We start from the raw sequence: 12,811 nt of genomic DNA, 5'->3' as shown, positions 1-12,811 counted from the left end.
CACGGCGGACCGGAAAATCCCAGGAGGCCGAGCCTCGAAGATTCTCTGGTCCGCCGTTCCGGCGCCCAGGCCAGGTCCTAATGGAGCCTGGCCTAAAACGCCGAAAAGGCCCCGGGGGAAAACCCCGGAGCCAAAACGCCTGAAGCAAGCTCTCTTACTTGAGCTCGACCTTGGCGCCGACCTTCTCGAGGGCGGCCTTGATCTTGTCGGCTTCTTCCTTGGCAACGGCTTCCTTGACCGGCTTCGGAGCAGCTTCGACCAGGTCCTTGGCTTCCTTGAGGCCGAGGCCGGTGATCGCGCGGACTTCCTTGATGACCTCGATCTTCTTGTCGCCGGCAGCGGCCAGAACGACGGTGAACTCGGTCTGGGCTTCAGCAGCCGGAGCAGCGGCAGCAGCGCCGGGAGCAGCAGCGACGGCAACAGCCGCAGCAGCCGAAACGCCCCACTTCTCTTCCAGGGCCTTGGCGAGGTCGGCAGCCTCGAGCACGGTCAGGCTCGACAGGTCTTCAACAAGCTTTTCAATCTTGGACATTGTCCATAATCCTTGGTTTTGGTTCGTACCGGTTTAATCGGGTTGCGAACGGCCTTACGCCGCTTCGTCTTGCTTGGCATAGGCTCCGAACACGCGAGCCAGCTTGGCAGCCGGTGCGTTGACGACCTGAGCGATCTTGGTAGCCGGGGCCTGGATGAGGCCGATCAGCTTGGCGCGCAGTTCGTCCAGAGACGGCAAGGTCGCAAGCGCCTTGACACCGTTCTGGTCCAGAGAGGTCTTGCCCATCGCGCCGCCCAGGATCACGAACTTGTCGTGGGCCTTGGCGAAGTCGACGGCGACCTTGGGTGCAGCCACCGGATCGCTCGAATAAGCGATCAGGGTCGGGCCCTTCATGAGGGGCGCGATAGAGGCCACATCCGTGCCATCAAGAGCGATCTTGGCGAGGCGGTTCTTCGCGACCTTCACAGTCGCGCCAGCCTGCTTCATCTGCTTGCGCAGGTTCTGCATCTGGGCGACGGTCAGGCCGGAATAGTGAGCTACGACGACAACCCCAGTGGTCGTGAAGACCTCCTGGAGAAAGCCGATGAACTCCTGCTTTTCCGCTCTTTCCACGTTGCTCTCTCCGGTTGCAGCTTTCCGAAATTGGTGGGAAAGCCGACCGTTGCACTTGCCGCCTTCCGGGCACCGGCGAACCGGGACCTTTACGAAGGCGACGCTCGATTGCCTGTCCCTCATCATCACATATGCGTCAAAATGACACAGGCCGTAAGGACGAGTGAGCCGGATCGAACCAATTCACGAGGCAGCCGCGAGGCGGACACCGAAAACCGGTCTTCCCCGTCTATGCAGGCCAAAAGGAGCGCTTTTAAAGGCCTCTCCCGGCAATTAAGCAGGTTTCCCTGCGCCTGCAGTCTCGGACAGGACAGGCCGTCAAGGTTCGAAAACCCAGCCGGCCAGTCAGCCGTCCAAATTGCTTCGGACAGCAAAAATCCCGGGCTGTTTACACATCCCAGGGTCATGAACCTTTGATCAGTTCAGTGAGAAGGGCGATATAGTCCCTCCCGGGCGAATTGCCAAGGGGGAATTTGCATCAGGGATGTGCTTTTTCCAAAAACGCATCGTCGCATTTTGACCTTCGACGATACGGCGCCCTGCCCTTGCCGGCAATCAATTAGCCGCGCCAGCCGAAAGTCTCCCAAGGCCTCGTTTCGCGGTCGGTCAATGAAACTGCCCGTACCATGGCGCGGTATCGGTCGGGATGTAGGGCCAATCCTCCCGTCGCGGTAGCGAATTCCTGGCGGCAATGGCGTCGTCCGGCATCAGGAATAACCCACCTAGATCATTGCCGCCATTGATCGCGTAGAAGCGCACCTTCGAATTAATTTCAGCGAGTTGGTCGTTCACGATCTTGAAGAAGAGGTAAGTCGCCTGCCCCCATGACTGGTAGTCATTCGACGTGACTTCCGGCGAATAGACGACATATTTTCGGCCGCTGATATGCACGGCATAGGTCGGAGCATCCGGATCGATCTCCTCCGCCATGGCCGCAGGCTCGATGCCATGATGCCTGAGGTCGGCCGCAAGCGCCTCGTACGCAGTTTTCATGCCCTGCTCGGCTAGATCTTCTGCATCGAGTTGGTGAAGCTTGCTGTAGTCGAGTTCCTTGGCGCTCGCTCCTGCAACCCATGCCGGCACAGTGGCGCCTCCGAGAAGCGCAAGAAATTTGCGTCGAGACATGCTGCTCCCGGTGATGTGAAGATACGCCGCGACCGGATCTATCAAAAAAACCCCGCCGAAGCAGCTTCGGCGGGGTTCTCGATTTCAACCTGTCAGGTCGATCAGGCGCTGAGCACGCTGGCCGGGTCGATCTTCACGCCCGGGCCCATGGTCGAGGACAGGGCGACGCGCTGGACATAGGTGCCCTTGGCGCCGGTCGGCTTGGCCTTGACCACGGCATCGGCGAAAGCCTTGATGTTCTCGGCGAGCTTCTCGGCCGAGAACGAAGCCTTGCCGACGGCGCCGTGCACGATGCCGGCCTTCTCGACGCGGAACTCGACGGCGCCGCCCTTCGAAGCCTGCACGGCACCGGTGACGTCCATGGTCACCGTACCGACCTTCGGGTTCGGCATCATGCCGCGCGGGCCGAGCACCTTACCCAGACGGCCGACCAGCGGCATCATGTCGGGGGTGGCGATGCAGCGATCGAAGTCGATCTTGCCGCCGTTGACGATCTCGACGAGATCCTCGGCGCCGACCACATCGGCGCCAGCAGCGCGGGCTTCGTCAGCCTTGGCGCCGCGGGCGAACACGGCCACGCGCAGGGTGCGGCCCGAACCATTGGGCAGGTTGCACACGCCGCGGACCATCTGGTCGGCATGGCGGGGGTCGACACCCAGGTTCATGGCGATCTCGACGGTCTCGTCGAACTTGGCCTTGGCGCGGTCCTTGATCAGGGCCACTGCCTCGTCCAGACCGTAAAGCTTGATGCGGTCAATGCCTTCCTTGGCCGCGCGGATACGCTTTCCTTGATGTGCCATCATATCACCCGACGATCTCGAGGCCCATCGACTGGGCGGAACCCTTCACCATGGCCATGGCGGCCTCAACCGTATCGCAGTTGAGATCGGGCAGCTTCTTCTCGGCAATCTCACGGATCTGGGCGATCGTGATCTTGCCAGCCTTGGCGCCCTTGCCGGGGGTCTGCGAACCCGACTTGATGCCGGCGGCTTCCTTGACCCAGTAGGACACCGGGGGAAGCTTCAGTTCGAAGGTGAACGAACGGTCCTGATAGGCCGTGATGATGACCGGGATCGGCATGCCCTTGGTCATCTGCGCGGTCTTCGCATTGAAGGCCTTGCAGAATTCCATGATGTTCAGGCCGCGCTGACCGAGCGCGGGGCCGATGGGCGGCGACGGGTTCGCGGCGCCGGCCGGAACCTGAAGCTTGACGTAGCCCGTAATTTTCTTCGCCATTTGTTGCTCCTATGCGGGTTGCCCCGCGGTTATCGACCATCGTCTCCGATGGCTGGCCATCAACGCGATGGCCGGAGTTTCGCGGTTCGGTTCGGCAAGGCGGCGATGGCCCTGCTTCTCCTCCCGCGTACGGGATCAGACCTTTTCGACCTGCCCGTATTCGAGTTCGACCGGAGTGGCCCGGCCGAAAATGGAAACCGCCACCTTGAGGCGGGCGCGGCTCTCGTCGACTTCCTCGACGATGCCATTGAACGAAGCGAAGGGACCGTCGGCCACCTTGACCTGCTCGCCAACCTCGAAGCTGACGGAGGGCTTGGGACGCTCGACGCCGTCGGCGACCTGGCCCTTGATGCGTTCCGCCTCACGGTCGGGAATCGGCACGGGCTTAGCCTTGTCGGCGCCCAGGAAACCGGTGACCTTCGGCGTGTTCTTGATGAGGTGATGCACCTCGTCCGTCAGGTCGCACTTCACCAGCACATAGCCGGGGAAGAACTTGCGTTCGGTGTCGACCTTCCGGCCGCGGCGAACCTCGACGACCTTCTCGGTCGGCACCAGGATCTCTTCGAACAGGTCGGAGAGCCCACGCTGGGCGACCTGCTCGCGAATCGACTGCGCGACCTTGTTCTCGAAGTTGGAATAGGCGTGAACGATATACCAGCGCTTGGCCATTATGGATTTCCCTAGCGGCCCAGATTCACGATGAAGGAGACGACACGGATCAAAACGGCATCCGTGATCGAAAAGAAGATGGCCATGGCGATGGTGAAGATAACGACCATGAGGGCCGTGATCATGGTCTCCCGGCGGGTGGGCCAGGTGACCTTGTTCGTTTCATTGCGAACCTGTCGCAAGAACTCCATCGGAGTCGTCTTTGCCATCGTTCTACCGCCTTGACCGAAACAGAATTGTTCCGGCACTCATTTCGAAATCCTGCCTCGCAAATGCAAGACCGGGCCTGAGCGGAGCATGGACGATGCGGAGATGATCCGACCAGCCAGGCTCTGCGACGACTGTGAACCTCGCAGGCTTTGCCACCCCGCCCCGCGGGCTTGCAAATCCTGTCCGGCCGTTTTTGCCAACACAAAACCGAGGGTGCGGCCAAGCCCCATCCCCCGGCTTTCATGACAGAGCGAAAAAAGCTGAACGCCTCATCCGCGTAAATTGGCAGGGGCAGCAGGGATCGAACCCGCGACCTACGGTTTTGGAGACCGTCGCTCTACCAGCTGAGCTATACCCCTACGCGTTGCTCGCGCGGCGCCTACATAGCCGCGCAAATGATTTGGCGCAATCCCGCAGATGGAGATGATCGTGTAAATTTTCATCGCCGACCCGACAGAAGTCCGACGGGCCTGCGCCCGGCGCCCTCTTTCATGCGGCTTTTGCTGCGCCGACGGCCCAAGGCCTGTTCAAACCGGCTCTACCGCGACCGCAGTGCCATAGGCCAGCACCTCGGTGATTCCATCCATGATCTCGTTGGCGTCATAGCGCATGGCGATGATGGCATTGGCGCCCATCTCCTCGGCATGGCGCACCAGGAGTTCGTAAGCCTCCTGCCGGGCAGTCTCGGCCAGGTTGGTGTAGACGGACAGCTTGCCGCCGAACACCGATTGGATGGCGCCGCCAATATTGCCGATCACGCTGCGCGAACGCACGGTGATGCCACGCACCACGCCGAAATGCTTCACGACACGGTAGCCTGGGAGATCATTGGTGGTGACGACGATCATGACCTGTTCCTCGAATGCGGTGGAGTCAGGAATACAAACAAAAACGGCGCAGCCAAGGCTGCGCCGTTCCGAACTCGAGCTTTCGCCCAGGCTTATTCGATGATGGCGGCGACGACGCCGGCGCCGACGGTACGACCGCCTTCACGGATGGCGAAGCGCAGCTTCTCTTCCATGGCGATCGGCACGATCAGGTTGACTTCCATGGCGATGTTGTCGCCCGGCATCACCATCTCCGTGCCTTCCGGCAGCGTCACCACGCCCGTCACGTCCGTCGTGCGGAAGTAGAACTGCGGGCGGTAGTTGCCGAAGAACGGCGTGTGACGACCACCCTCTTCCTTGGTCAGGATGTAGGCTTCGGCCTTGAACTTGGTGTGCGGCTTCACGGAGCCGGGCTTGCACAGCACCTGGCCGCGCTCCACGTCCTCACGCTTGGTGCCGCGCAGCAGCGCGCCGATGTTGTCGCCGGCCTGGCCCTGGTCGAGCAGCTTGCGGAACATCTCGACGCCGGTGACGGTCGTCTTCTGGGTGGCGCGGATGCCGACGATCTCGACTTCCTCGCCGACCTTGACGATGCCGCGCTCGACACGGCCGGTCACCACGGTGCCGCGGCCCGAGATCGAGAACACGTCTTCGACCGGCATCAGGAAGGGCTGGTCGATCGGGCGCTCGGGCTGCGGGATGTAGTCGTCAACCGTCTGCATCAGGGCCAGGATGGCGTCATGGCCGATCTCCGGGGACTTGTTCTCCAGCGCCATCAGCGCCGAACCCTTGGTGATCGGAATGTCGTCGCCGGGGAACTCGTACTTCGACAGAAGCTCGCGAACTTCGAGCTCGACCAGCTCCAGAAGCTCCGGATCGTCGACCATGTCGACCTTGTTCAGGAACACCACCAGCGCGGGAACGCCGACCTGGCGGGCCAGGAGGATGTGCTCGCGGGTCTGCGGCATCGGGCCGTCGGCAGCCGACACGACCAGGATCGCGCCATCCATCTGCGCCGCGCCCGTGATCATGTTCTTCACGTAGTCGGCGTGGCCGGGGCAGTCGACATGGGCATAGTGGCGGTTCTTGGTCTCGTACTCGACGTGCGCCGTCGAGATCGTGATACCGCGGGCCTTCTCTTCCGGAGCCTTGTCGATCTGGTCATACGCCGTGAACGTCGCACCGCCCGTCTCGGCAAGAACCTTCGTGATCGCCGCAGTCAGCGACGTCTTGCCATGGTCAACGTGACCAATCGTGCCGATGTTGCAGTGCGGCTTCGTGCGTTCAAATTTCTCTTTGGCCATAGCCCCGTTTCCAGCATTGGAGGATTGGGTATTTCGCCGGTGCGAAATATCGGGCGGCTCGATAGGGGTTTTTGCGGCGACGTGCAAGAAGAGAATGGAGCACGAGGCTTGTGGGGCCCGAAATCCGACCGAAGGGGAGTGGAGCGGGTGAAGGGAATCGAACCCTCGTATTCAGCTTGGAAGGCTGCTGCTCTACCATTGAGCTACACCCGCAAACCAAGCACAGAGCTCCTCGGACGTTTGGTGGAGGGGGTTGGATTCGAACCAACGTAGGCTGAGCCAACGGATTTACAGTCCGTCCCCTTTAACCACTCGGGCACCCCTCCAAAACGTCCTTCCGCAACGCTGTGACGCCGCTGCGAAATCGAAGCGGCCAAGTGGCGCGACCGCGTCGTTCAGAGGGCGCCGTTATGGTGAGGGGATCGGTGCCTGTCAACCCAAAAGGCGACAATTGTCGACGAGTTTTTACACTTAATCGCGGACAGGGCTTTTTTTGGTACGCCAGCCATGCCATGGGCAATCCCCGGAACGGAGATAAACATGAAGGACAGGGACCGCAGGGGCCATCGCGGCCACCATCGAGGCTATGCCGGCGAGGCAACGCTCGATACGGTAGTGATCTATGGCTGGCACCCGGTGCGCGAGGCGTTGCAGAACCCCAAGCGCAAGCTCAAGCGGCTGCTCGCCACCGAAAACGCCCTGAAAAGGCTGGCCGACGAGAAGGTCGAAACGCGAATCAAACCGGAAACCGTCCGCCCGGGCGATATCGACCGTCTGCTCACAGCCGATTCGATTCACCAGGGACTCTATCTGGAAGCGGCCCCCCTGCCCGCTCCCGCTTTCGGGGAACTCGGCGCGCAGGACATCGTCCTGGTGCTCGACCAGATCACCGACCCCCACAATGTCGGCGCCATCATCCGCTCGGCTGCCGCCTTCAAGGTGGCAGCCATCATCACCACGGAGCGCCATTCGCCTGCAGCCACCGGCGTGCTTGCCAAGTCGGCGTCAGGGGGCCTGGAACATGTGCCGGTCGTTTCCGTGCGCAATCTCGGCGATACGCTGGATGAAATGGGGGCGAGCGGCGTGACACGAATCGGCCTCGACTCGGAAGGAACGGCGACGTTGGAAGGCACGGCATTCGGTGGGCCGCTGGCGCTCGTGCTTGGCGCCGAGGGCAAGGGACTGCGCCAGCGCACGCGCTCTCTCTGCGATGCGCTGGCCCGGCTCGACATGCCCGGCGCGATCAAGAGCCTGAATGTCTCAAACGCTGCGGCCCTCGCGCTCTATGTCGCGCGGACGAGGATACCGGCCTAGCATTGCGCTTGCTGGAAGAGCGCAAGGAATTCGGAGTGCCAGCCCCCGGCTGACATCCTGAAAACCAAGCACTTTCCGGCACCCGTAATGTCAACCGGAGGTTGACGTTCCAGAACTCGCCCAAATGGAAGCCACCGCCCTATTTCAGGGGCTCGAAATCCATGCTTTCGAGATTGGGCCGCGGCACCGGCAATGCTCTTGCCTCCTGAACCGGCTCTGGGCGCGGTTTCGGGGCAACCCCTAGCGGCAGGGCCTTAGGCGGATCGACCTTCTTGGGTGCCGACAAGGCCGCGCTGCGCGGCTTCGGCAGCGCCGGACGCGGCAGGTTCTGCGGTGTTCCGACGACACTGCGCGGCGGGCGAAGCGGACGCACCGCCGGACCGCGCTCTTCCGGCAGGACGTCATAAGACCCGTCGATATCGGGCTCATAGGCCGGCCCCCTCACCCAAGGTCGCGGATAGGCAGGGCGCGGATAAAAGCTGCGGGTCTCGTAGCCGCCATCGTCCCCGCGATAAACGGGCCTGGGGTGATAAGGGCGCATGGGCGCCTCGAACTCGCCGTCCCAGCCTCCATCGCCGTAAAAGGGAGCGTCACGCCAGCCCGCCTGGGCCTGCGTTACCGGGAGGGCGGCGAGAGAGAGTGCAATCGCCAACAGGGAAACGGGACGGATCGTCACGGCGTCATCCTCGAAAACTTCATTCCATAGCTGGTAGCCAACGACTTTGGCGGAATAAGGATTGGTTAACCCTTTTCTTCCGCCGCCACCAGACTCTCCAGCAGGACGCGGCGCCCCTCGGGCATGGCAAGACCGCGCGGCGCAAAGACATCGCGCTCGAGGAAATACTGGGTCAGCCGCAAGGCATCCGCGATATCGCCGGCTTCGGGCATGCCCTCCTCCCCGCGCAGGAAGGCGGGCAAGCGCAGCAGCCTGTCATGCCAGGGAGCTCCGGCTTCCCGGCAGACTGCCCTGCCGCTCTTGGGCGAGACATAGATGAGGTCGTCCTGCCGGCCGGTGACGGCGCAGGCAGCCAGGTCGAGGCCGAAGCCGAGATCCGACAGGATCTCGAGTTCGAAGCGAGCAATTAATGCCGGTGCCAGATCAGGTTCTCCAAGCACCTCCACGAGGTGGCCGAGCGCCTCGTGGAGGCCGGGATGCGGATCGCGTTCGGGCAGCAGGCGCACCAGAGCCGCCACATGGGTCATGGCGAACAGGGCTTGCCGGGAGGAGAGGAAGCGGGCGGCGTGCAATGTCAGCCCCTCGACGGCGAAATGGCCGAGATGCCCCTCGATCCGGGCGCGCCAGGTCAGTTGCACCTCATTGCCGGGCTGCAGCACCGGCTGCAATGTCCGCGAGCGCCCTCCGCGCACCATGCCGAGATGACGGCCATGATCCCTGGTCATTGTCTCCAGGATCACGCTGGATTCGCCATGGCGGCGCACACCCAATATGTAACCGCTGTCGATCCATTCCATCGGAACTGCCTCGCCCAGGCAAAGTAACGCGGGGGCCTGGAGTGTCAGCGATGTCAGCCAGGAGGCCGACACTCCCACAAGGAACCCGTCTCAGGGCTTCTCCACCGGAAATTCGAGGCCCATTTCGCGATAGCGCTCGGGGTCATCGGACCAGTTCTCGCGCACCTTCACGAACAGGAACAGATGCACCGGCGCCTCTGCCATGGCCATGATTTCCTTGCGGGCCGCCATGGAGATCGCCTTGATGGTCTCTCCCCCCTTGCCGATGACGATCTTCTTGTGCCCCTCGCGCGTGACGTAGATCGTCTGCTCGATGCGGGCCGAACCATCCTTCATCGAGGTCCAGGCCGTGGTCTCCACCGTCGATTCGTAGGGCAGCTCGTCATGCAGGCGCAGGAACAGCTTCTCGCGCGTGATCTCGGCTGCCAGCGAGCGCAGGGGCGCATCCGATATCTGGTCCTCGGGATAGAGCCAGGGTCCGGCCGGCATGATGGAGCCGAGATGGTTGGTGAGGTCCTCCACGCCGCTGCCGGTCAGCGCCGACACCATGAAGGTCTCGTCGAAGGGCAGTCGTGCGTTGACGGCCTGGGCAAGCTCCAGCAGCTTCTCGCGCTTCACCGCATCGATCTTGTTGAGGATGAGGATGCGCTTCTGCTTGGTGGCAGAGAGCTTTTCCAGGATCGCCTCATTGCCTTCGTCGAGCCCGCGCTGGGCATCGACGAGCAGACAGACGGCATCGGCATCGGCCGCGCCGCTCCAGGCGGTGGTGACCATGGCCCGATCGAGCCGGCGCTTGGGCTGGAAGATGCCGGGCGTGTCGACGAAGATGATCTGCGCATCCCCCGCCATGGCGATGCCGCGTACGATGGCACGCGTCGTCTGGACCTTGTGGGTGACGATCGACAGCTTGGCGCCGACGATGGCGTTCATCAGCGTGGACTTGCCGGCATTGGGGGCGCCGATCAGGGCGACGAAGCCGCATCTGGTGTTTGAAGTCTGGTTCATTTCAGCTTTCTAGCAGACATTAGCGTGCCGAAATACGGCTCGATTGGCCGATGATGCACAGCGGCCGGGTTTATTCTTCGTTTTCCGGAGAGCTCGGCGAGCCCGAAGGCGCATGAGTGGGCGTTCCGCCGGCCCGATCAGCCGCGACGCCCCTCCAGGGAAATACCCTCCCGCGCCATGAAGGCGGCTGCGGCGGCCTGCTCGGCCAGGCGCTTCGACTTGCCTTCGCCTTCGGCCGAGGTCAGCGTCTCGATGTCGACGGCAATCACGAAGCGCGGATTGTGATCGGGCCCAGTGCGCGAGACCAGGCGATAGGTCGGCGCCTTCAGGGCCCTGCCCTGGGCCCATTCCTGCAGCGCCGTCTTGGCGTCGCTCGGCGGTCGAACCGGGGCGTGGAGCCGCTCGCGCCAGGCCTTTTCGACCACGGCGCGCGCCTTCTCATAGCCGGCATCCACGAAGACGCCGCCGATCAGGGCCTCGCAGACATCGCCCAGCGTGGTGACACGCTTGCGCCCGCCCGAATGGGCTTCGCCCAGGCCGAGCTTGACGTGCGGACCGACGCCCCAGTCGGTGGCGACGGCCGCGCAGGTCTCCTTGCGCACGAGATCGGAAAGCCGGCGCGACATGGCGCCCTCTTCGTCATCGGGGAAGACGCGGTAGAGCATGTCCGCGACCGCCAGCCCGAGCACACGGTCGCCGAGGAATTCAAGGCGCTGATAGCTCGCCAGCCGGCCTGGCCCATCGAGGAAACTGATATGCGTCAACGCCCGCTCCAAAAGAGAGCGATCGGCAAAGACATGGCCGAGCGCGGCTTCCAGTGTTTCGAGCGCAGGTTTCTTCTTCGAACTCATTGTATGATCTTAAACAGACGCATTTGTGCCTTGGCCGTCGAGAACAGGACCCGCCAGGGTTTGCCCACGAAATTCTCGAGCGGAATATAGCCGACAGCCGCAAGATCCCGCGAATCGTCGGAATTGTCGCGGTTGTCACCCATCACGAAGCAATGGCTGGCCGGAACGACATATTCATCGGTATTGTCGTAATAGCCGCTGTCGCCCTGGATCTCGATCACTTCATAAGTGCGTCCGTTCGCCAGGATCTCCCGATATTTCGGCACCGGCTTCTCGCTACCGAACTCCACCGCAGTCTTGTAACTGCCGGCTGGTTCGCGGCGCACCATGTCCCCGTTGATGAACAGACGGCCATTGCGCATCTGGATGCGATCCCCCGGCAGGCCGATCACCCGCTTGATGAAATAGCTCGATCGCTCCTTAGGCAATCGGAACACCGCCATGTCGCCGCGAGCGGGAGCCCCGGTTGCAGGCCCCTCGCCGAAGGGCAACACCATCACGATGTCGCCCACGAGCAGCGTCGGGATGTTGGAACCACTCGGCACGGAGAAATTGCGGCAAGAGGCGAGCAACAGCAAAGCGCCACCGGCAAGCAGCAATCTGCCGAGGCGGCTCGCACGAGGCCGAATTCGATACAACACTCCGTCAGGCGTGGTCCGATCCGTCATTATCGAATGAGCGAGAACAACCGGCTGCCGCGCACGGTCCACGGCCACTGCCAGAAAGCGAGCGGCGAGGCGTCATCGGCGACGGAGAAGAAGATGATCTGGCCCTTGCCGACGAAATTGTCGAGCGGCACATAGCCGACAGCGGCAAGATCGCGCGAATCATCGGAATTATCGCGGTTGTCGCCCATCATGAAGTAGTTGCCCGGCGGCACGACATATTCGTCGGTATTGTCATAGTAGCCAGTGTCGCCCTGAATCTCGATGACCTCGTGCTTCACGCCGTTGGGCAGGGTCTCGATATATTTCGGCACCTGCTTGTCGCGCCCGAATTCATCCTTGACCAGATAGGTCCCGGCCTGCTCGCGCTGAACCATGGTGCCGTTGATGAACAGCCGGCCCTGACGCATCTGGATGCGGTCGCCTGGCAGGCCGATGACGCGCTTGATGAAATCGGTCGAATTGTCCTTGGGCAGCTTGAAGACGGCGATGTCGCCGCGCTTGGGCCCCTCGCCGGCCCACAGGCGGCCCGATGGCAGAATGCCGGAAATCACCGGCACCGAATAGCGCGACCAGCCATAGCTGTATTTGGAGACCATGACGTAGTCACCGACCAGGAGCGTCGGGATCAGCGAGCCGGACGGAATGTTGAACGGCTGGAACAAGGCCGTACGGACCACCAGCGCGATGATGAGCGCGTGAACGATGATCTTGATGAGCTCGCCGATACCGCCATCTTTCGACGTCTTCTTGGCGGCGCCGCTGGTGTCGGGCGTCTTGTTCGGTTGGCTGGCCACGCTCATCGATCTTCCATCTTTGGAGGCGGTCCTTGGCGGAACCGGAGCCTCGAAATATTGCTCCGATCCAAGATCCCGCAAGAACCTTGAAATTACGCAAAGCTTCCGGAGCCGGCCTTGAGGCAAGCTCCGGAAGCTTTGTAACGAAACAACCCTGTTGCGGCTGCTATAACCCCTGCGGATTGAGGGTGCAACGACAGAGCCTGCCGCGCGGGCATGTGGTGAGGCGA

General features: G+C 62.3%; 16 protein-coding genes and 3 tRNA genes. 1 reads left to right on the top strand and 18 read right to left on the bottom strand.

What is annotated here, in order from left to right:
• Positions 1-154: 154 nt before the first annotated feature.
• From rplL to ABXS05_RS24935, 12 genes are all read right to left on the bottom strand, one after another.
• Positions 155-532, bottom strand: coding sequence for a 50S ribosomal protein L7/L12 (rplL, locus tag ABXS05_RS24990; RefSeq protein WP_068297478.1), 378 nt, complete (start codon positions 530-532; stop codon positions 155-157).
• Positions 533-586: 54 nt separating this feature from the next.
• Positions 587-1,105: a 50S ribosomal protein L10 gene (gene rplJ, locus ABXS05_RS24985; RefSeq protein ID WP_068297481.1), complete on the bottom strand. Its 519-nt coding sequence runs from the start codon at positions 1,103-1,105 to the stop codon at positions 587-589.
• A gap of 606 nt (positions 1,106-1,711) precedes the next feature.
• The gene (locus tag ABXS05_RS24980) at positions 1,712-2,230 is read right to left on the bottom strand and encodes a hypothetical protein (RefSeq protein WP_367625741.1); all 519 of its coding nucleotides are present in this window, start codon (positions 2,228-2,230) and stop codon (positions 1,712-1,714) included.
• 101 nt (positions 2,231-2,331) lie between these two features.
• Positions 2,332-3,030, bottom strand: coding sequence for a 50S ribosomal protein L1 (rplA, locus tag ABXS05_RS24975; protein WP_311934443.1), 699 nt, complete (start codon positions 3,028-3,030; stop codon positions 2,332-2,334).
• A gap of 4 nt (positions 3,031-3,034) precedes the next feature.
• Positions 3,035-3,466, bottom strand: a complete 432-nt coding sequence (rplK, locus tag ABXS05_RS24970) for a 50S ribosomal protein L11 (protein ID WP_105865683.1) — start codon at positions 3,464-3,466, stop codon at positions 3,035-3,037.
• Positions 3,467-3,601: 135 nt separating this feature from the next.
• On the bottom strand, positions 3,602-4,135 hold the full coding sequence (nusG, locus tag ABXS05_RS24965; RefSeq protein WP_068297490.1) for a transcription termination/antitermination protein NusG: 534 nt from the start codon (positions 4,133-4,135) through the stop codon (positions 3,602-3,604).
• 11 nt (positions 4,136-4,146) lie between these two features.
• Positions 4,147-4,344: a preprotein translocase subunit SecE gene (secE, locus tag ABXS05_RS24960; RefSeq protein ID WP_068297493.1), complete on the bottom strand. Its 198-nt coding sequence runs from the start codon at positions 4,342-4,344 to the stop codon at positions 4,147-4,149.
• A gap of 284 nt (positions 4,345-4,628) precedes the next feature.
• Positions 4,629-4,704: transfer RNA gene (locus tag ABXS05_RS24955), tRNA-Trp, on the bottom strand.
• Positions 4,705-4,872: 168 nt separating this feature from the next.
• Positions 4,873-5,193: a YbjQ family protein gene (locus ABXS05_RS24950; RefSeq protein ID WP_068297496.1), complete on the bottom strand. Its 321-nt coding sequence runs from the start codon at positions 5,191-5,193 to the stop codon at positions 4,873-4,875.
• Between the two features lie 92 nt (positions 5,194-5,285).
• A complete protein-coding gene (gene tuf / locus ABXS05_RS24945; RefSeq protein WP_311934442.1) occupies positions 5,286-6,476 on the bottom strand; it encodes an elongation factor Tu in 1,191 nt (396 codons plus the stop codon).
• Between the two features lie 139 nt (positions 6,477-6,615).
• Positions 6,616-6,689: transfer RNA gene (locus ABXS05_RS24940), tRNA-Gly, on the bottom strand.
• 28 nt (positions 6,690-6,717) lie between these two features.
• Positions 6,718-6,802 (bottom strand) — tRNA-Tyr (locus ABXS05_RS24935).
• 214 nt (positions 6,803-7,016) lie between these two features.
• Here ABXS05_RS24935 and ABXS05_RS24930 point away from each other — a divergent pair.
• Positions 7,017-7,790 carry a TrmH family RNA methyltransferase gene (locus tag ABXS05_RS24930; RefSeq protein WP_367625740.1) on the top strand — a complete coding sequence of 258 codons (774 nt, stop codon included), beginning with the start codon at positions 7,017-7,019 and terminating at the stop codon, positions 7,788-7,790.
• Between the two features lie 139 nt (positions 7,791-7,929).
• Here the strand turns inward: ABXS05_RS24930 and ABXS05_RS24925 are convergent, their stop codons facing one another.
• The 6 genes from ABXS05_RS24925 to lepB (ABXS05_RS24900) form a co-directional block, all read right to left on the bottom strand.
• The gene (locus ABXS05_RS24925; RefSeq protein WP_367625739.1) at positions 7,930-8,466 is read right to left on the bottom strand and encodes a hypothetical protein; all 537 of its coding nucleotides are present in this window, start codon (positions 8,464-8,466) and stop codon (positions 7,930-7,932) included.
• A gap of 65 nt (positions 8,467-8,531) precedes the next feature.
• A complete protein-coding gene (gene recO, locus ABXS05_RS24920; protein ID WP_367625738.1) occupies positions 8,532-9,263 on the bottom strand; it encodes a DNA repair protein RecO in 732 nt (243 codons plus the stop codon).
• Between the two features lie 90 nt (positions 9,264-9,353).
• Complete coding sequence (gene era / locus ABXS05_RS24915) at positions 9,354-10,268, bottom strand: GTPase Era (protein ID WP_311934438.1); 915 nt, start codon at positions 10,266-10,268, stop codon at positions 9,354-9,356.
• A gap of 137 nt (positions 10,269-10,405) precedes the next feature.
• Positions 10,406-11,119 carry a ribonuclease III gene (gene rnc / locus ABXS05_RS24910; protein WP_311934437.1) on the bottom strand — a complete coding sequence of 238 codons (714 nt, stop codon included), beginning with the start codon at positions 11,117-11,119 and terminating at the stop codon, positions 10,406-10,408.
• Positions 11,116-11,787: a signal peptidase I gene (gene lepB / locus ABXS05_RS24905; RefSeq protein WP_367625737.1), complete on the bottom strand. Its 672-nt coding sequence runs from the start codon at positions 11,785-11,787 to the stop codon at positions 11,116-11,118. Before lepB (ABXS05_RS24905) ends, rnc begins: the two co-directional genes overlap by 4 nt.
• On the bottom strand, positions 11,787-12,587 hold the full coding sequence (gene lepB, locus ABXS05_RS24900) for a signal peptidase I (protein WP_311934436.1): 801 nt from the start codon (positions 12,585-12,587) through the stop codon (positions 11,787-11,789). The genes lepB (ABXS05_RS24905) and lepB (ABXS05_RS24900) overlap by 1 nt, the downstream gene beginning before the upstream one ends.
• Positions 12,588-12,811: the final 224 nt, after the last annotated feature.

This window comes from Labrys neptuniae, assembly GCF_040797145.1.
GTDB classification, from domain to species: Bacteria; Pseudomonadota; Alphaproteobacteria; order Rhizobiales; family Labraceae; genus Labrys; species Labrys neptuniae.
This window is presented reverse-complemented; position numbering and strand designations above follow the sequence as displayed.